Here is an 18,586-nt window from a genome sequence, read left to right on the forward strand (position 1 = left end):
CGGAATGAAGTGCAATATAGCGGCATGAATTACAATTTCATTAATTCACGAAATGCTTTTATATTGCTACGACTCACTGGTATTTCACTGCCGATACCGTGCACTTTAAGTTGGTAGGTACAGTTTATCCAAGGAATGATTTCTTGAATTTTTTCTATGTTCACACAGTAAGAACGATGGGTGCGGAAAAAATTTTTTTCAGGTAAGCGATTGATTAATTCACTCATAGTGAAAGGGACAATAAAAGCACCTTCTTTAGTAAATACATTGGTCACTTTTTCATTGGCCACTGCATAATAAATATCGTCGACTGCGGTAACAAAAATGCGGTTGTCTTTGACCAAGTTAATGGTTTTAGCCCTGACTTTTTCGGGTGGGGCGACGTGGCATTGATGGGTTGCTTCTAGTTTGGCTAATAACCCGATGATGCGCTTTTCGTTCAGTGGCTTTAGTATGTAATCAAAGGCTTCAAGTTCAAAAGCATCGACCGCAAATTCTTTATAGGCTGTCGTAAATACAATATGCGGTTTTTCAGAAAATTGATGAATGTTACGTGCTAGCAACATGCCATCGATCGATGGCACATTAATGTCTAAAAAAGCAATATCGACCTTATGGGTTTGGAGATACTTAAAGGCCTCTAAACCATCTTCAAAGGTAGCGATAATTTGGATATTACTATGGCGCTCAATTAAATACGTCAGCTCTTCCCTTGCTAAATATTCATCTTCTACGATTAGGGCTTTCAACATGGTGTGACCTTTATTTCAATTCGTTGACGTAAAATACGACTTCTGTGCCTTGCTCAAGACGTTTGATGTATAAACCTTCGCCATACAATAATGAAATCCGCTGATGTACATTCATTAAACCAATATGGTGGCTTTCCATCGTGCCGTTATAAAGCTTATCAATGGCATTTTGGCTAATCCCTATTCCTGTGTTTTGAATAGTTATTTTGAATCGTTCAGCATCCCGCTTTACCGAAATATTCACTTTACCGGGCTGGCGAGAAGGTTGAATACCATGCTGAATCGCATTCTCTACCAATGGTTGAATCAATAAACAGGGAATAGTGGGATGCACATCATCAACATCGAACGTTACTTCTAGCTTGTCACCAAAGCGGGCTTGCTCAATGGCGACATAATCTCTTACTTGTTGTAACTCTTCTTGGATATCGATCAAGTCATTATTACGTTCGAGGTTATATCGCAGAAAATCCGCTAAATTAGCAATTAATTGACGCGCTTTATCAGGGTGAATACGCACTAACGTTGAAATGGCATTCAATGCATTGAATAAAAAGTGCGGATTAATTTTGCTTTGTAGTGCAGAAAGTTCAGCTTTGCTGGTCATGGCTTTCAATTGTTCAAGACGTGATACTTCCATCTGAGTAGAAATCAATTGTGATAAGCCTATCGTCATTTCACGTAATGACGGCCGAATACGGTGTGGCTGGTGGTAGAATATTTTTAACGTTCCGCTAACGGCACCATTTTCCCATAGTGGAATAATTAACAGTGAATGAAAGCCATGCACATTAAGATTATTACTAATGATTTGCTCGCCAGTAGTGACGGCTTGTTGGGTCATCAAACTGATTTTATGGTACGCATCCAAGTAATTTTCTTGTCCTATACCGACATAAGCTAATACATCTTTTACATCAGTAATAGCGACGGCATCTGCATGGGTTTCTTCGCGAATAATGCCACATACTTTCGTCAGTGAATCTCGATGATTATTTCGAAAGTAGGGTAAGGTTTTGTTAGCGATATCGAGGGCAAGTTTTGCTTGTTTAGCTGCGATTAAATCTTTTTCTTCATCTAAATCTTGAACCAATTTAATAATGAGCCCAATGCATACTGCCCCGGCGATCATAGGTACGCTAATATGTTCCACAATGGTGTAAGCCAACTGTTTATTTTCAGATAAGCTCACAATTAAAATCATGGTTAAGATTTCGCAGAACATGCCAGCAAGAATTCCCCATTTTGCGTACGATTTTTTGTGGCATCGAAAGTGGATCCATGTTGCTAATAGCCCCGCAATCGTACTGGAAATTAAACAAGCTACCGATGTTGGTCCGTTCATGTCGATAAGATAGCGGTGTAAGCCTGAAATAATACCTGCGGGAATTCCCACCCAAGGCCCAAAAATGATCCCACCAGATAAGACTGCAATAATACGAACATTAATGAGTGAGCCATCAACATTGACGCCCGTGTAGGTACTAAAAACAGCGAATAGAATGAAAAGTGCAGAGATGAGCGCTGTTTCAACGGGGTGTCGTTGGGTTTTGATAACAATATGCTGGAATAGGTTGGTACGCGTTAAGAAAAACAGCGCCATTAGCATCAGTGCTGCGCGTTCAAATACCGCTAGCAGCATCATAAATTGTTCGGTGTACACAGAGAAAAGCCTTAGTGTTGTCGGATAGAAGAGATTTTTCGCTTTTATTGTACACGGGGCGTGTCTTTAACCCCACAAGTTGTGGGGCTTGAAAAGATAGTTTGCTGAAATGGTGTTTAAGAACGACTATTCTGGTTGCGTGTTCTTGCGTAAGAAACCCATGCCGATTGAATCTTTATTTTTATATCCGATGGCTGAATAAAATAAGATAAAAACGTAGCAGATAAAACTGAGCAAAAAAGTATTAGCAATAAAAAATTGGTCAGCTAGCAGTGCTTGGATTAACGGTAATATGGCCCCGCCAGCTCCCGCCATGATTAAAATACTCGATGCTTTTGCTATTTGATCACCTAATTGACGAATCGCTAATGAAAAAATGACTGGATACATGATGGAGTGACATAATCCAAGACCAATCATTAGGTAGCCGCTTGTGAGCCCTGGCAATAAGATAGCCCCTAAAATAATAAGTCCAGAAAGAGCAGCATTAATACATAGTACTTTCCGAGCATTTATTTTACTAAACAACAGGCAACCTGCTATGCGTCCAGCCATTGCGCCTCCCCAATAGAAAGTTACTAATTGCCCTGCTGTATTTAATGGCAGGTTACCAGCTTGGTTCAAGTAACTGACTAAATAAGTACCTATACTGACTTCTGTACCGGTATAGCAAAAGATAGCTATTACCCCTAACCAGTAGTGTCGCTGATTGAGTGTGGCATTATCGACGTTGTTTACTTGGTTAGTTGAATTAACGTCAGCGGAGGTTTGTGTGCGTTTTGTTGGTGGTGTATTGAAACGAGTTACCAGTAAGGTAATTGTGACAATACTAATGAAAGTGGCTAACAGGATAAAAGGTATTTGAAGGTTGTTTGCTTTTTCTATCGGAGATTGAGTTATTTCGGGAAAAAAATATGCAGCAGCAAGCCATGGCGCAACGGTTGTTCCTAGTGCATTGATAGATGATACAAATGTCATCCTGTTTGAAATGGTATTGTCGCTCCCTAGCGATGTCACGATAGGGTTGGTGACAACTTGCATCGCTGCGACAGACATTGCGACTATGAAGATAGCGACTAAAGTTACGCGGTAAGAGTAGTGCCATGCTGCTGGCAAAACGAGTATACAGCCGAGTACTGCAAAGCAAAGCACACCAATAAGTGCGGGTTTGTAGCCTGTACGGTTAATGATTGCTGCCATTGGTAAACTGATGATCAAAGGTGACAATGAAAAGATAACTTGTACCCAAATGGACTGGGTATAACTTAGGGAGTAGACATCTTGTAAATAAGGGACTAATAAATTAGTAATAGACGTTAGCATTCCCCAAATAAAAGGAACAAGGCTTATTAACCATAACGTTAGTTTGGTTGATGGTGTCAGTAATGAAAACATACAATGAAACCTGCTAAAGTTGCCTTAATCAGTGGTTAAATACCACCCAAGGCTACTCTCTGATCATTTATTAAGATGGTATAAAAAATATAAATAAGCCCTTCAAGTTAAGTATAAAATATCCTGAAGGGCGGTAGTTGAGGTAAGTTAACCTTTTAGTATTGCTGTTATTGCGGGAATACTCGCTTGAATCGCATACCCATTTTTGCGTTGTTCAATGTCAACATTAGCACCTGACTCTTGTAGAATAATGACACCAGCCATGATATCCCAAGTATTAAGGAAGTCCTCTCGGTAACCATCGAAGCGTCCTGCTGCTACATGTGCTAACCCTAATGCGGCAGAGCCGTGACGGCGATGTTCAATTCCATGATCGAGAAGCCGGGTAATGGTTTGTAAATAGGCATCTAAGGGCATTTTTGCTGAATATCCAACGTTAACGATACTAACTATGTCTTGAATGCCTTGGTTTACATACATGGCTTGTTCATTTAGCCAAGCCCCACTCCCCTCAAGTGCAGAGAAAAGCTCGTCATGTGTCGGATCATAAATGACTCCAATGATGGGTTTGTCATCAATCATATAGGCTATCGATATGCACCATAATGAGTGCTGGCGTAGGTAATTTGTTGTTCCATCTATAGGGTCAACAACCCATACTCCTTGCCCTTTTTTATGTTCCTCCTGCCCGGTTTCTTCACCTAAAAAGCCATCTTCAGGGTACGTTGTGGCAATACAGTTTTTAATGAAATTTTCTGTTTCTTTATCTGCTTCACTTACAAAATCTTGGCGCCCTTTTTGGCTAACGGTTAATTTGCCTTGCTGAAGTTGAGCTTGGAAGTTAAGGGCAAGAGTGCCAGCTTCTTTAGCGAGTAATTTTGCAAAAGCATATTTTTGTCTTAATTTATTGTTCATGGGCTGTTCTTAATGTGTATTAAAGAGTGCTGCGTCGAACGAGCTCAACATCAAGCTGAATGGTTCGGGCTTCTTGTTCTGGATTATCAATACGGTTTTGCAGGAGTTGAACTGCATGCTTTGCCATTATGGATGTTGTTTGCTTTACCGTTGTAAGCTGATAACTTACCCAACTGGATTGCGGCATGTCATCAAAACCTGCAATGGCAATATTGGTGATTTTTTCAATTCCTAGGTGTTCTTTCAGACCGTCAATGACACCTAAGGCTAAATAATCATTGGTACAAAAGATCCCATCTGGCAATGTCGGGTTGTTTAGTAAGGATTGAGCTGCGGTTAAGCCACCTTGATAGCAGTGTTTTTCAGGTCGCAATATTTCGATATTAATATTTTCTGATGCCGCATATTCACAGAAGAAAGATTCTCGTTGTTGAATACTATAGGAGTAATTTTTAGAGCTAATGATCGCGATGTTTTGACACTTTTTTGCTGCAAATTCTTTTATCAGCAACGCAACGCCTTTTTCGTTATCGCAAATAATTCTATCGACCTTTGCATGCTGAGCCAGCTTGTTAATCAAAACGACAGGAACATGGTGCTCAATGCAGTTTTGAAAAATGGCTTCTGGTGGCGTATCTGACGTGATGATCACGCCAGATACGTTGTAGCACATCAACATATCTATTATTTGAGAACTGTCGCGATCTTTTGCTGTAGGAATTAATAATGGTCGATAATTATTTGCGAGCAGTGCATCACTTAAATCATTCACTTGTTGGCTTCTAAATGGGTTATCCATGTCTGTGACTACAAGGCCGACAAGATCTGAACGTTGACGGTTAAGACTTCGAGCCAGATAGTTAACGCGATATCCAAGCCCTTTTGCCGCAGCCATTACTTTGTTACGAGTGGTTTCTGAAACATAACCATTATTCGAAAATGTACGTGATACTGCAGCACGTGATACGCCTGCTGCTTTGGCTACATCAACAGAGGTTACCTGTTTCACTTTAGGTGCAATCACAGTGTTGATTCCTGCTTTTTAAGCCACTCTTTGTACGCATTACTGAATGCAAATGGATGGTCGATATTGACCATGTCGGGGTATAGTGCAATAAGCTCTTCACTTGTAGTCAAACAGTGCCCAGGATAACGTAGCATCACTTTAATGCCATGATCACGGCAAGTACTAAACTCGCTGAGATCGTCAATTAGATAATCATATTCAATGATGGTAGGCGCACCATCTGTGATTAAACTTTGTAGATCTGTAAAGTCTTGACGACGCTTCATTAATTGCGCTGTTGGATAACGAGATTCAATATCTTTAATATAGCTATTATTAAAGCTCCAAAAAAAACATCGTGAAAGCGCATTATGGCTAACTACTTCAGCTAATACTTGATCGATATTGGCTTCTTTTAGTTCCACATATAGTGACTGGTCGAATTGGGTTGCTATGTGTAAAAAATCGCTGAATAAGCAAACATTTTGTTGGCTAAAGCTCGGATCGAACCAGCTACTAGCATCACACTGCAAAAGCTGGTTTGCGGTTAGCTGGCTAATGGGGCCTACTAGGTTTGTGGTACGATCGGCCGTCGTATCATGTATTACCATCAGCTGATTATCGGCACTGGTATTGATATCGAGCTCGATAACACTAGCGCCCATGCGATAACCAATTTCTGTGCTTGCAAGGGTATTTTCAGGTGCAACATTGTTAGCGCCACGATGTAAAACTAATTCAATTGGATTTCGCTTATCAGGGTGATACCCAGAAATTAGTTCGGGTAAATCACTGCAAATACCTATGACTGGCATTGCCATTAATTTCTGAATTTCTGTCGAGCGTTCTTCATGCCAAATAATAATGGGTAATGAATGCTGTTTGGCTGTTGCTAATAGCTCTTCTGTTAATAATTTATGAGGAGTATCAGAAGCGCGTTCCCAGCATAAATGGATCATATCTGCTTTGGCTTTTCGGGCTAGCTTAAATGGGTCATCTCCTACTCGAACAAGTACAGATAACGGGTACGGACTTTTTGCATGCTCCAGTTCGGCTACCCATTCTGGCACGAAAGAGCCTATTGCTATGTTGTCATAATCTGTCGAGGCTAAAATTTTGAGTATTTCAATCCCCGCACCTTCGCCTTTGAGTTCAATATATAAACCGCAATTTGTGGTAATTGCTAAATCAAGCACAACCTGAAAAGTGGGTACTGTTTCGCCATTGTTGAGAGTGTATGTCTGTAGCTCTTGATAGTTAATCGCAGAGATATCGACATTAATTCCCGCAGTATGGAGTAGGTTGTCGTCATGGCTTACAACACAAACACCATCAGCCGTTAACCTTACATCAATCTCCCACATGTCGGCGTTTAGTTTGGCGGCATACGAGAAGGCTTCTAATGTATTTTCTAACTTATGACCGCTCGCGCCTCGATGAGCAATACAAAGAGGCTGAAAGCGAGCACGATCAACTAGCTTTTCTAAACGTTGTTTGCGAAGCATATAGGCGATCTCCATTGTTATTAAAGACGAGAATGTGTTGTGGTTGAATAACCCAATTTACTTCATCCCCCAGTTTTAAATCATCACGTACAGGCTGGATGGTACGAATGATTTTTCCGCCTGCTAATTTAAGGTCATATAAATTTTCACGACCTTGGTTTTCAATGAAACATACAGTGGCTTTGTTATGTGAACGGCGAACTAGTTGAATGTTTTCTGGACGAAGCCCAATTTTGACATTGTCATAATCGTCGCTGTAAGTTGGAAGGGGGAGTGAAATATCGTCGTTATTGTTGATGAAGTGCTGTGATGTTAATTGTCCTTCAATAAATGAAATAGGTGGATTACCTAGAAAGCTAGCAACAAAATCATTTACGGGGTTGTTGTACATTTCTATGGGGGTATCGACTTGAACTATTTTCCCATCATGCATTAGGGCGATACGGTCACACATACTCATGGCCTCTACTTGGTCGTGAGTAACCAATACTGCGGTAATCCCTGTTTCTTGTTGAATACGACGAATCTCAGAACGCATTTCTAAACGTAGTTTGGCATCAAGGTTTGCGAGCGGCTCATCAAGTAGTAATACGTCAGGTTTACGTACAATGGCGCGGGCTAAAGAGACTCGCTGCTGCTGACCTCCGGAAAGCTCTGCTGGCTTTCGGTGTAGCAAGTTGTCAATACGAACCATCTTGGCCATTTCTAAAACTTTGCGTTTTATTTCGGCTTTACTTTCTTTACGGATCATCAGCGGGAATGCAATATTCTCTTCCACTGTCATATGAGGATATAGTGCATAAGATTGAAAAATCACGCCGACATTACGTTTTTGTGGCGGTTGGTTTGTCACATTTTTACCGGCAAATAAAATGTCGCCTTCATTAATTTTGTGGATACCACTAATTGCAAATAGAGTCGTTGATTTTCCACAACCAGAAGGGCCAAGCAGGGCAATCATTTCGCCAGAACCAATGTGCAGGTTCATATTATCGATTACTTTGGTGTCACCGAACATTTTGGTGAAGTTATTAATTTGAATACCCATTAGCCTTTATTGCCTCCGCCGTACATATTCATCAGCTGTTTTTGGAAAATGATGAATAAAATAATTACAGGTAAGACATAGAACAGCCCTACCGATTTAAACATTGCCATATCAAAATTGTTGTCATCGGCAATTAAGCCCGCAAGGTATACTGAGAGTACCTGGGCATCATTACCTGGTGCCAATACCTGTGGCAGAATGAATTCACTCCAGCTAGCAAGAAAAGAGAAAATACCAAGAGCCGTTAGAGCGGAACCTACTTGCGGTAATACGATTTTCCGCCACACCATAAAACGACTTGCACCATCTTGCATGGCCGCCATTTCTAATTCCCATGGCACTGAATCGTAGAAACCTTTTAATATCCAAATACCAAATGGAAGTTCCAGCGACGCTTTTACTAATATGACTCCTATTAAGGTATCGTAGAGCCCGACATACTGAAGGATCAAAAAGATAGCAATCAGTAATGTTACGGTTGGGAATGAATGTAAAACCATCACGCTGCCAAGAAAGAAACTTCTCATCGGGATATTTAAACGCGATAAGGCATACGCAGAAGTTGATGCAATGGTTAACGTTAGTAGGGTCGATACCACTGAAAATATCAATGTATTGAACGTGACTCCCCAAATGTTTGGTTTTCCGGGTAAGTCTTCCCACAAGAATCGCCAGTGTTCTAGCGTAAACTCATAAGGTAAAAGAGCGCCTTGGGCCGTATTGGAAAATGTATCAATGACGAGGTATAGATACATCAATAGTAATGGGGCGCTTAATATCCCCAGAGCAACGACCGACTTCCGGCTAGTGCGAGTATCAGACATGGTTCCCTCTAAATCTCAATACGTGGTTTGGCGACCATTTTCTTGAAGCCAAATAATTTCAGATAAACAATAGACATAATCAGGCCTATCCCCACAAGTACCATGGCAAGTGCCGCACCATAGCCATATTGCAGGTTACCGGCATAGTTACTTAATGCCGTGTTGTATGCCCTTAATGCCCAAACTTCCGTTGTACCGCCAGGTCCACCGCCAGTAGCAAGTAAAATGTAATCAAACGAGGCCAATAAAGAGAGGGTTTGGTAACAGGTCATGAATAAAATTGGCCAACGAAGCTGGGGTAAAATAATGTGGCGAATTTGTTGCCATCGGTTTGCCCCATCGACTTCACTTGCCCAAAAGTGGCTTTTGGGGATAGCGTTAATTGCCGATGACAACACCAACATCCCCATCGATGCTCCAACAAAACCATTGATTAGAACAATAAATGTCCATGCATGAGTTGGTGTATCTAGCATCCAGTTTTTCGCGGGAACACCAAAGGTGCTGAGTAGGTTGGAAATAAAGCCGGTATCCCATGCTAACCATTTCCAGAGCAGTACATACAAAACTGGCGGCGTGATACGTGGCAATAACCACACGGCGCGGTAGAATCCCGCTGTACGTTTTGGCATGTAATGGGTAGCAAGAGCTAAGACCAAAGCGAAACCAATATTGAATAGTGTCAAGGTTGTGAATACATAAATCAGTGTGTTTGATAGCGCTGTTTGTGTATCAGGCAGTGACTCCATGCGTCTGTAGTTTTCTGTCGTCCATACCCAGCCAGTATAAGATGCTTTGATTAAGGCGTTTTGCTGAGTCGCATCTAGTTCAATACCAGCATTGGTGACAGCCTGTAGCATGGCTGCACTATCAGAGTAACGCGTTGTGCCAACAGATCGTTGAAATGAGTCAGCCAGAGTATTAATTTCCCTAGTACTACGTGGGCTATGACCTAAGTTTTTTAGCGAGCGAGAAAGTTCTCTGCGGCTTTTAAAATTTTCACCTAATAAATTATTCTCTACTTGGTTGATAAAGCGATTATCGACATCTTTATGATGAAGTGCATCAAGACCTAACTTATCAACAGTGTACCGGCTTTCTTTAAGTTGGTTAGCAATGGCTGGCATCGCAAATTCATCGCTTAGGCGGCGAAGTGAAGACGGTGTAATTTGGTAGGTTCCGTTGCTTATTCCTGTAGCTGTACTCATATTTGTGAATGAGAATACAGCGGTCATAACAACAGGTAATAAGAAAAAAAGCAGCACGAAGACTAAAGTCGGTGCCATCATTACCGGACCTAAGGTTTTTGAACTATTCATGGTGGTTCTCTCAGATACCCCGCTCTCTAGTTAGTCGAACGGGGTGAGTGATAAATCAAATAACCCGTTGTCTTATAAAACTATTACGTTACCCGCAAGTGTGCCGCGGATTTCTGTTTCAGCATCGGCAACAGCTTGTTTTGCTGTTTTCTGACCTGTCCAAGATGCTTCAAGGCCTTTCCAATAGATATTCCAGAAAGAGCCAAAATCGGCATTATTTGGCATAGAGTTAGCGTGAGGAAGTAAGCGCTTAGTAGCTTCTACTGACCAGCGGTCATTGCTGTAAAGGCTAATATTCATTTGTTCAGGGTTAATACCTAAATGTGATGACTTAATCGCATGTAACGTATTGATTCGTGGCTCTGAAGCAATTTTGATTAGCTTGGCAGCTACATCCATTTTGTCTTCATTGTCTTGATTTGTGAGCAGATAAACTAAAGGTTGCGTTAATGTGTTGGCTTTGCCGTTTTCAGCTCCTTTGGGAATTAAGCTAAATTGAATATTGCCAAAGAAATCATCAAGGCCTTCAGCTTCTGTGTAACGTGAGTAGTGCCATGTTCCACCGTGCCAGAAAGCGGCTTTACCATTGGCAACTTCGGCATACCACTGATCCCATGGGGTACCGAGGTGGTTGCGTCTGGTAACACCTTTTTCTACGGCATCAATAAAGAATTGATAGGTTTTTTCTAGTGCTGTTTTATCTAAGATCAAGCGCCCTGTTTCAGGGTCTTCAAGCTTGCCACCAAAGCTGGTATAAAATTGCCAAAAATCAGGACCATTAGTGACTCGAGGATAGAAACCGTAACCTTTTTCAACTAAACCAAGATCTTGGGCTTTTTTTGCGTCGTCGAGCATGTTGTAAAGTGTATATTCTCCGGATTCGATACGATCAGGCATTACCTCTATTGCACTTTCATCATAGCCAAGAGCTTTAAGGTGTTTTTTCCAAGCAAAGAAAGGACGGGCTTCAGAATCTTGAGGTATGCCGTAAACCATGCCATTGAAAGATGAAATCTGAATGAGGTTTGGATACAAACCATTTAATGGCCAAGAATCAAGATCAATATAATCTTCAACTGGGGTGATTAATCCAGATTGCGCCCAAGGTGCAATGTCGGTATGGCTTGTAACAACAATATCGGGAGCACTACCAGATTCAGAAGCAAGAGTGACGGCTTGTTTGAAGCTATCCCAGTCGGAATAGTTACGTTTTTTTACGGTGATGCTTAACTCTTCACCTGCTGCATCTGCCTCTTTCATCAAAATGTCTGCCGCCATTTCAATTGCATCGGTACGGTAATGGTCGTTTGGACCCGCACCGCCTGCAACAACAGAAATTTCGTAATTAGCAGCTGTAGCCAGGCCTGCATATGACAGTGATAGGCATAATAATCCATGTTTCAATGCGCGTTTCTTGGTTCCTGAATTTATCACTAGGTATCTCCAAAAGAGGTAAACAAAACAAGTGTGAACACGTGTACATACTTTAATGCTGAACATTATTGATAAACTAAATGACAGTGGAGTGAACTTGGTGTTACGAATTGGTGATAGAAATAATGCGGATATAACGTAACTGGTATTCAACTCAGAATTTAAGCGGGTAGGAGTGGTTTGTTTTTTTGTGATGATAAAGTCGAGAATCAGCTCTATCGCGAGTATGTGATAGAGCCAGAGATATCAGGCCGAATACGCGAGCTTTGACGTTAATTTAATATGTAAGAGATAACGTTAATTAACCCACTTTTATTGCGACCTTCTTGGTTGTAATTATCTCACTGGCTGAAATAGCCCCTAGAACAATCAGCATCATTGCCAAAATGGTATTCATATTCAGTGACTCAGCAAACATAGGCACGGCAATTAAAGCGGCTAACACAGGGGTAAATGATCCTAGTGCGGCACTCATTTCAGCGCCTAAACGTGAAATAGCATAGCCAAAAGTGAAGTTCGCAATAAGCCCGGCAGCAATACCTTGGATAATAAAATGAAAAGCAATCTCACTGCTTGGTGCATTCAGTAAGTTAAAATCAACGAAACCCAATAAGTACAAAACAGGTAAGCAGATACATGCCGAGAGTGATAATACCGCCCCGCCTTCAATAGGGGTTAAGCCCGATACTCGCATCGCAATAGTAAACCACGCCCAACTGAAGCTCGCCATTAAAAGCAATGCATGCCCCGTGGCGATTTGATCGCTTCCACTTAATAGAGAGGTTGCTAGAAACAGGCAAATACCAAGAAATATCAGCATAATGCCGGCTTTTCGCATTGAAGAAATACGTTCCCGATAGCAAATAGCTGCAATAGACGTTACGAACAAGGGCAAGATACCAGGGATCAACGATGCACCATCAGCAACGGGGGCATAACGTAATCCATTAGCGGCCAGTAATAAAAAAGGTAAGCCAGCACCAAAAGCAATAGCAAACAGGTAGCGTTTGGGGGCGTGTTTAATCTTTGCTGCTTTGGGGAAGGCCAACCAGCCAAACACTAATGCGGCGGGTAAGAAGCGTAATAATGCAATATCCCCAACAGTGAGTGAAGATTGGCTAGATGCACGTAGTGAGATGAAAAAACTCGCCCAAATGAGCAATGTTACTCCCATTGCCATTAGGCCAAAGCCGAACTCTTTTCTTTTCTGGATTTCCATGTCTCACCATTCTTTTATCGATAACTGGTAGCACAGCATGTGCAGTACTTTATTATCGGTAACAACGACAGGGTAATGTTGGCAAAGTAGTGTTGATTATTTCTCAATATTGGTGATATTTTCTAAGATTGAAGGGTAAACTAGCTATTTTTATCAAAACTGGAAAAGGGATAAGCTGGTGGATAAGAAAGATAAGCAAATATTAGCGGAACTTCAGAGTGATGTTCGCAAAACAACGGCTGATATTGCCGAGAGTGTCGGGCTATCGACATCTCCTTGTGCTCGTAGAATTAAAAAATTGGAATCAGACGGGATTATTTCGGGTTACCAAGTAAAACTGGATCGGCAAAAATTGGGTTTGATGATGACATTTTTTGTCAATGTAAGCCTAAGTAACCATCGCGACCAAGCCATTAGTGAATTTGAAAGTGCGGTGAATTGCATGTCAGAAGTGATCAGTTGCCATGTGATTTCTGGGTCATACGATTATTTGCTGGAAGTAGTGAGTAAAGATTTGACCCATTACGAATCGTTTATGCGCAAGCTACAAACATTAAGTATGGTAAAAGACATTAATACTAATTTAGCGATTAGACCGGTTAAATCGGGAACACCATTGCCATTATGAATATGAGGTAAAAGTATTATTTTTGAGGAGAGGTGATACATATGTAGGGAAGGGTAGTTAGCTGTATGTCTTTCTACTTTATGTAAGTCCAATCTCGTGTGAGATCGAACTTACAACCATTTATTAATCAATCTGTGAGTGATTAAACTAGTTTCATCTCTTGGATGATATCTGAAGCAATTTCAGGTTTTGTGCTAGTTGGCTTTGAATGTAGGTCTGCTTTCAATTGACCTTTTCGGTTATGTAAGCCTGTTTCTAGCTTTTTCAAGGCCGCAGAAATTGCTGGGTACATGACGCTTTCTGTTGCTTTCGCTGAAACTCGTACACCCTCATAATTAGTAAATACTTCTACGCGGTGTTGGTTATGTTCTTTCGTGATAATAATGTCTGAGCTTACTAGATCTGGGAAATGAGAGACGATTTTGCTGAATTTACTTTCAATGTCTGTTCTTGTCTCATCACCTAATGATACATGGTGATTTTGAATGTTTATTTTCATAAAGTCACTTCTCTCTTACTTGTTAGCCTGTAATTAAGTTATAGCAAAATGAATGTTATTTACGAACACAAACGGTCAAAAATGACGAGTTGATCGAGATTGCTGGTAAAATGACCGCAGTAATCAAGGTGAACTTTTCACGTCTAACACGTTGATAACGTGCATGATTTCCTTATGGCACGTTGTTCAGGTTGCATTTAACTTATTGATTAACAAAAGATTAAATCATCACTGTCTTTTGTATGAATACTTTGTTTAGACAGGTGATTGCTATAATTGGTTCGATTTTTTTATCTAATGTTTCTTTGTGCTAATGAATTATTGAAAAGTAATGTTCTAGTGGCTTTAATCGTTGGTAGAAACCTACGTTATTCTTTCGATATCACGCGAAGGAAAGGGCTTAATATTCCATTCTATAATTAACGATATGATATGCGTAGAGTTGTTTATCTTACTTGTAACATTGATTATCATTCTGGTTGTAAAAACTACGAAAATTCGTTTGAGCGATTATTTGCTTCAAAAAAACACTGTCTAAGTCAAAGTTTCTATCAGTTTGCAGTGATTTCCCTTTAACATTGATTAACACTATCAATTCTGTGTTAATGAACCGTGTAATGTTGCTAGGTTAGAAGGAATTCCATAATGATTGCGAACAAAAAGGTGCTCGTCGTTGATGACGATCAGGAGATTCGCGAACTCTTAGACGAGTATTTGACCAAGTCTGGTTTTACTGTCACCACTGCAGCTGAAGGTGAAGAAATGAAGCGCCGTTTGGCGAGTGGATATCCTGACTTAATTTTAATGGATGTGATGATGCCGGGTGACGATGGATTCACTTTGTGCCAATACATTCGCAAAACGTCGGATGTGCCAATCATTATGCTGACTGCCGTGTCGGATGAAATGGATCAGATCATTGGGTTAGAGCTAGGTGCAGATGATTATATTGCGAAACCTTTTAGTCCTAGGCAGTTAATGGCGCGTATTAAAGCACTATTGCGTCGTGTTAAACCCACCGTCACGCAGAAGATGCCTGAAACACCTAAGTCTATTTTGTTTTCTCATTGGCGTTTAGAGACAGCCTCTCATCGTTTATATGACTTAGACAAAGGCAAAGATTACGAGTTAACGGGCAGTGATTTTTCGTTGTTAATGTTGTTTTTATCACGCCCTAACGAAATTTTAGATCGCGATACAATTTCTTGTGCCACGCGAGGTCGAGAAGCCTTACCATCAGAGCGTGGTATTGATGTGCAATTAAGCCGCTTACGTCAGCGTTTAGGCGATAAAGGCAAAACGCAGCGTATTATCAAAACAAGCCGAGGTAATGGCTATATCTTCACCCCTGAAGTGAAATACGAAAGCTAGACTTCATTTTTCTATAATGCCAGCCGAAAGACACTCACGCTTAGGTTGGCTCCCATCTTCTTTTTTTCGATAAACGCTCCTGACGTGTTTTGATACTTTTGGTATTTCAGATATAAGCGGTTTATTGCAAAAGGCGACTATTCAAATGACATTGAAATCTCTTTGGCCGAAGTCTTTATTGGCTCGCACGCTGTGGTTTACACTTCTGGCGGTCTTTCTTGCTCAAATGATTGCGACCATGATTTGGTATGGTCAATCAAAACAACGTGATCTTGAAGGCTTAGAATCTACCTCGGCCAGTATGGCTAATATGTTTGCCTCTACAGTTAATTTCTTTCAATCATTGCCATTAGAATATCGTCATATTGTTTTAGACCAATTACGGAATATGGGTGGCACACGTTTTTTTGTCTCCTTTAATACCGAAGAAATTCTGATTAAACCCATTCCTAACTCTGTGATGAAAAACACGGCTGTTACAGTTTTTGAAAATGTATTGAGTGAAAAGTTACCAAGACTTGATGAAATCAAAGTGGAATTTTCACGACCAGAAACATTACATGTCTTAAAAAATGATATTTTACTGAGTGATTTACCTCCATCTTGGGCACACTACACATTGAGTTTAGAGCCATTAAATCCGCCTATCTTAGTAGTGCAAATTGAGCTTGCTGAAAATGAGTGGTTATATATTGCAGCGTTATTGCCAGCCCCTTACGTGACACTCGAAGATGAAATCATTACTAAGCAGCAAGTTATCTTCTTGGTTTTCATTACCGCATTATTGCTTTTCTTCACTTACTTAATGATTCGTCGTCAAACCAAGCCGCTAAAACGTTTAGCGAATGCTGCCAATGCATTGAGTCTAGATATTTATCAGCCACCTTTAAGAGAAGAAGGGGCGAGTGAACTTGTAACGGCAACTCAAGCATTCAATCGGATGCAACAGAGATTACGACGTTATATCGACGACCGTGAACACTTGTTCTCATCGATTTCTCATGATTTAAAAACACCGATAACGCGCCTGCGTTTACGGGTAGAGTTGATGGATGATGACACCAAAATTGAGAAATTTAACCGCGATCTTGATGAATTAGAGATGATGGTAAAAGGGGCGTTGCAAACGGTACGAGATACCGATTTGCATGAAAACCTCGTTAAAGTGGATCTTTCTGAAATGCTGCACAGTATTGCAGAACGTCATAACACGGGACTAATCCATGTTGTGATTCCAGATACTAAGGTATCGCCTCTAATGGGTAAGCCTCTCGCATTGAAGCGATGTCTAAGTAATCTTATTGATAATGGTGTTAAATATGGGAAGTTCGTTGAATTAATCATTTCAGATGAACCGGAAGACGTCGTACTAATCATCAAAGATCAAGGTGATGGTATTCCCGAAGCATTATTAGAAGATGTGTTTGAACCTTATTTTCGTGTAGCGAAAGATGACGAAGGGCATGGCTTAGGTATGGGTATCGCTCGAAATATCTTACATGCCCATGGTGGGGATCTCACAATCCATAATTCAGAACAAGGTGGCTTAGAGGTTAAAGTCTTTATTCCGCGGTTGGTTAAAACTGTTTAGGGTCTCTATTGAAAGAGAAGCCATTTCGAGCACACATGCCACGTAAGAGCGTCTTATTGTGGCTATAGCACATAGAGCAAGACATGAAATTATCCCGAATATTGCTGGGTGCCACATTTGCCCTCGCACTTTATGGTATGACAGCCAATAGCTATGCTGGTGAGGTTGAAGTACTTCATTGGTGGACATCTGGCGGTGAAGCAAAATCTGTTGATGTACTCAAGCGGAAGATAGAAAAACAAGGGAGCAGTTGGAAAGATTTTGCCATCGCTGGTGGTGGTGGTGAAAGTGCCATGACGGTACTGAAAACCCGTGCTGTATCTGGCAACCCGCCTTCTGCGGCACAAATTAAAGGGCACGATATTCAAGAGTGGGGGCGGTTAGGCTTCCTCACTAGCCTTGATGATGTAGCAAAAGCTGAAAAGTGGGATGAGGTTATTCCTGCAGTTGTTGCGAATATCATGAAATATGATGACACCTATGTGGCTGTGCCTTTTAATGTTCACCGTGTGAATTGGCTCTGGGCGAATCCCGATGTATTTAAGAAAGTAGGGGTGACGGTTCCCACCACACTTGATGAGTTTTTTAATGTTGCAGATAAGATCAAAGCAGCTGGCATAATTCCATTGGCTCATGGTCGGCAAGCTTGGCAAGACGCCACATTATTTGAAACAGTTGCTTTAGCCGTTCTGGGTTCTGAAGATTACAATAAGGCCTTTGTTGAACTAGATATGGATGTATTGTCTGGTGAAAAAATGGTGGATGTGTTTACTCAGTTTCAAAGAATGAAAAACTATATCGATCCAAAATCAGGTGGTCGTCGTTGGAACTCTGCAACTGCGATGGTAATTACTGGTGAGGCAGCCATGCAAATTATGGGTGACTGGGCCAAAGGTGAGTTTGCAGAAGCCGGAAAAGTGCAGGGGAAAGATTATATTTGTGCTCCTGCGCCAGGAACAACAAATCAATTCACTTTTAATATCGATAGTTTTGCCTTTTTCAAACTCAGCGGTGCAGAAGAAGATAAACAAGCGCAGAAAGATCTTGCGAAAACAATCATGACCAAAGATTTTCAGCAAATCTTTAATTTAAATAAAGGGTCGATACCGGTTCGAACCGACATGAACATGGCAAAATTTGATCAGTGTGCACTTGACTCGATGGCAGCCTTTAAAGCAACCGCACAAAGTGGTGATTTAGTGCCAAGCATGTCGCAAGGGCTATCGACGACCAGTTATGTACAAAGTGCCATTTTTGACGTGGTTAGCACTTTCTTCAATCAAAAAGGTGCAGATCCTAAAGAAGCAGCGCATAAACTTTCACGAGCTGTTAAAGCGACAATGTAACGTGACTTTATGGTCGTTCTATATATAACGGCAGAAATAGCGAAAGTACATATCAGTTGCGATTGAAGAAT

16 protein-coding genes are annotated in these 18,586 nt (G+C 41.0%); 4 read left to right on the forward strand and 12 right to left on the reverse strand.

Annotated features, from left to right (window positions below):
- Positions 1-29 precede the first annotated feature (29 nt).
- From C9J48_RS08960 to C9J48_RS09010, 11 genes are all read right to left on the reverse strand, one after another.
- The gene (locus C9J48_RS08960) at positions 30-752 is read right to left on the reverse strand and encodes a LytR/AlgR family response regulator transcription factor (RefSeq protein WP_036802420.1); all 723 of its coding nucleotides are present in this window, start codon (positions 750-752) and stop codon (positions 30-32) included.
- Positions 753-762: 10 nt separating this feature from the next.
- Positions 763-2,397, reverse strand: a complete 1,635-nt coding sequence (locus tag C9J48_RS08965; RefSeq protein ID WP_036802803.1) for a sensor histidine kinase — start codon at positions 2,395-2,397, stop codon at positions 763-765.
- 144 nt (positions 2,398-2,541) lie between these two features.
- The gene (gene gluP / locus C9J48_RS08970; protein WP_006228536.1) at positions 2,542-3,810 is read right to left on the reverse strand and encodes a glucose/galactose MFS transporter; all 1,269 of its coding nucleotides are present in this window, start codon (positions 3,808-3,810) and stop codon (positions 2,542-2,544) included.
- A 147-nt stretch (positions 3,811-3,957) separates the two neighbouring features.
- Positions 3,958-4,725 carry an inositol monophosphatase family protein gene (locus tag C9J48_RS08975; protein ID WP_006228535.1) on the reverse strand — a complete coding sequence of 256 codons (768 nt, stop codon included), beginning with the start codon at positions 4,723-4,725 and terminating at the stop codon, positions 3,958-3,960.
- 19 nt (positions 4,726-4,744) lie between these two features.
- Positions 4,745-5,749 carry a LacI family DNA-binding transcriptional regulator gene (locus C9J48_RS08980; RefSeq protein ID WP_006228534.1) on the reverse strand — a complete coding sequence of 335 codons (1,005 nt, stop codon included), beginning with the start codon at positions 5,747-5,749 and terminating at the stop codon, positions 4,745-4,747.
- Positions 5,746-7,236 carry a glycerophosphodiester phosphodiesterase family protein gene (locus C9J48_RS08985; RefSeq protein ID WP_006228533.1) on the reverse strand — a complete coding sequence of 497 codons (1,491 nt, stop codon included), beginning with the start codon at positions 7,234-7,236 and terminating at the stop codon, positions 5,746-5,748. The genes C9J48_RS08980 and C9J48_RS08985 overlap by 4 nt, the downstream gene beginning before the upstream one ends.
- Complete coding sequence (locus tag C9J48_RS08990; protein WP_006228532.1) at positions 7,202-8,284, reverse strand: ABC transporter ATP-binding protein; 1,083 nt, start codon at positions 8,282-8,284, stop codon at positions 7,202-7,204. Before C9J48_RS08990 ends, C9J48_RS08985 begins: the two co-directional genes overlap by 35 nt.
- The gene (locus C9J48_RS08995) at positions 8,284-9,108 is read right to left on the reverse strand and encodes a carbohydrate ABC transporter permease (RefSeq protein ID WP_006228531.1); all 825 of its coding nucleotides are present in this window, start codon (positions 9,106-9,108) and stop codon (positions 8,284-8,286) included. The genes C9J48_RS08990 and C9J48_RS08995 overlap by 1 nt, the downstream gene beginning before the upstream one ends.
- Positions 9,109-9,116: 8 nt before the next feature.
- Entirely contained in the window at positions 9,117-10,427 is a 1,311-nt protein-coding gene (locus C9J48_RS09000) for a carbohydrate ABC transporter permease (protein WP_006228530.1), read from the reverse strand.
- Between the two features lie 72 nt (positions 10,428-10,499).
- Positions 10,500-11,861: an ABC transporter substrate-binding protein gene (locus tag C9J48_RS09005; protein ID WP_207383082.1), complete on the reverse strand. Its 1,362-nt coding sequence runs from the start codon at positions 11,859-11,861 to the stop codon at positions 10,500-10,502.
- Between the two features lie 301 nt (positions 11,862-12,162).
- Positions 12,163-13,080 carry a DMT family transporter gene (locus C9J48_RS09010; protein ID WP_006228528.1) on the reverse strand — a complete coding sequence of 306 codons (918 nt, stop codon included), beginning with the start codon at positions 13,078-13,080 and terminating at the stop codon, positions 12,163-12,165.
- Between the two features lie 178 nt (positions 13,081-13,258).
- On the opposite strand from C9J48_RS09010, the gene C9J48_RS09015 reads away from it, so the two are divergent.
- Positions 13,259-13,708, forward strand: a complete 450-nt coding sequence (locus C9J48_RS09015; RefSeq protein ID WP_006228527.1) for an Lrp/AsnC family transcriptional regulator — start codon at positions 13,259-13,261, stop codon at positions 13,706-13,708.
- A gap of 142 nt (positions 13,709-13,850) precedes the next feature.
- Here C9J48_RS09015 and hpf read toward each other — a convergent pair whose 3' ends face one another.
- A complete protein-coding gene (hpf, locus tag C9J48_RS09020; RefSeq protein WP_006228526.1) occupies positions 13,851-14,207 on the reverse strand; it encodes a ribosome hibernation-promoting factor, HPF/YfiA family in 357 nt (118 codons plus the stop codon).
- Positions 14,208-14,852: 645 nt separating this feature from the next.
- On the opposite strand from hpf, the gene C9J48_RS09025 reads away from it, so the two are divergent.
- From C9J48_RS09025 to C9J48_RS09035, 3 genes are all read left to right on the forward strand, one after another.
- Positions 14,853-15,578: a response regulator gene (locus C9J48_RS09025; protein WP_006228524.1), complete on the forward strand. Its 726-nt coding sequence runs from the start codon at positions 14,853-14,855 to the stop codon at positions 15,576-15,578.
- A 145-nt stretch (positions 15,579-15,723) separates the two neighbouring features.
- The gene (locus C9J48_RS09030) at positions 15,724-17,169 is read left to right on the forward strand and encodes an ATP-binding protein (RefSeq protein ID WP_006228523.1); all 1,446 of its coding nucleotides are present in this window, start codon (positions 15,724-15,726) and stop codon (positions 17,167-17,169) included.
- 83 nt (positions 17,170-17,252) lie between these two features.
- Positions 17,253-18,515 (forward strand): ABC transporter substrate-binding protein, encoded by a 1,263-nt coding sequence (locus C9J48_RS09035; RefSeq protein WP_006228522.1) that lies wholly within the window; start codon positions 17,253-17,255, stop codon positions 18,513-18,515.
- The last annotated feature ends 71 nt before the right edge of the window (positions 18,516-18,586 follow it).

Source organism: Photobacterium profundum (assembly GCF_003026285.1).
GTDB lineage: Bacteria > Pseudomonadota > Gammaproteobacteria > Enterobacterales > Vibrionaceae > Photobacterium > Photobacterium profundum.

What these genes read in the sequence shown, in the direction of transcription:
- C9J48_RS08985 (WP_006228533.1), bottom strand. Translation starts at nt 7,236, where the DNA reads ATGCTTCGCAAACAACGTTTAGAAAAGCTAGTTGATCGTGCTCGCTTT.
- C9J48_RS09025 (WP_006228524.1), top strand. Translation starts at nt 14,853, where the DNA reads ATGATTGCGAACAAAAAGGTGCTCGTCGTTGATGACGATCAGGAGATT.
- gluP (WP_006228536.1), bottom strand. Translation starts at nt 3,810, where the DNA reads ATGTTTTCATTACTGACACCATCAACCAAACTAACGTTATGGTTAATA.
- C9J48_RS08990 (WP_006228532.1), bottom strand. Translation starts at nt 8,284, where the DNA reads ATGGGTATTCAAATTAATAACTTCACCAAAATGTTCGGTGACACCAAA.
- C9J48_RS09035 (WP_006228522.1), top strand. Translation starts at nt 17,253, where the DNA reads ATGAAATTATCCCGAATATTGCTGGGTGCCACATTTGCCCTCGCACTT.
- C9J48_RS09010 (WP_006228528.1), bottom strand. Translation starts at nt 13,080, where the DNA reads ATGGAAATCCAGAAAAGAAAAGAGTTCGGCTTTGGCCTAATGGCAATG.
- C9J48_RS09030 (WP_006228523.1), top strand. Translation starts at nt 15,724, where the DNA reads ATGACATTGAAATCTCTTTGGCCGAAGTCTTTATTGGCTCGCACGCTG.
- C9J48_RS08960 (WP_036802420.1), bottom strand. Translation starts at nt 752, where the DNA reads ATGTTGAAAGCCCTAATCGTAGAAGATGAATATTTAGCAAGGGAAGAG.
- C9J48_RS08995 (WP_006228531.1), bottom strand. Translation starts at nt 9,108, where the DNA reads ATGTCTGATACTCGCACTAGCCGGAAGTCGGTCGTTGCTCTGGGGATA.
- C9J48_RS09000 (WP_006228530.1), bottom strand. Translation starts at nt 10,427, where the DNA reads ATGAATAGTTCAAAAACCTTAGGTCCGGTAATGATGGCACCGACTTTA.
- C9J48_RS08975 (WP_006228535.1), bottom strand. Translation starts at nt 4,725, where the DNA reads ATGAACAATAAATTAAGACAAAAATATGCTTTTGCAAAATTACTCGCT.
- C9J48_RS08965 (WP_036802803.1), bottom strand. Translation starts at nt 2,397, where the DNA reads ATGATGCTGCTAGCGGTATTTGAACGCGCAGCACTGATGCTAATGGCG.
- hpf (WP_006228526.1), bottom strand. Translation starts at nt 14,207, where the DNA reads ATGAAAATAAACATTCAAAATCACCATGTATCATTAGGTGATGAGACA.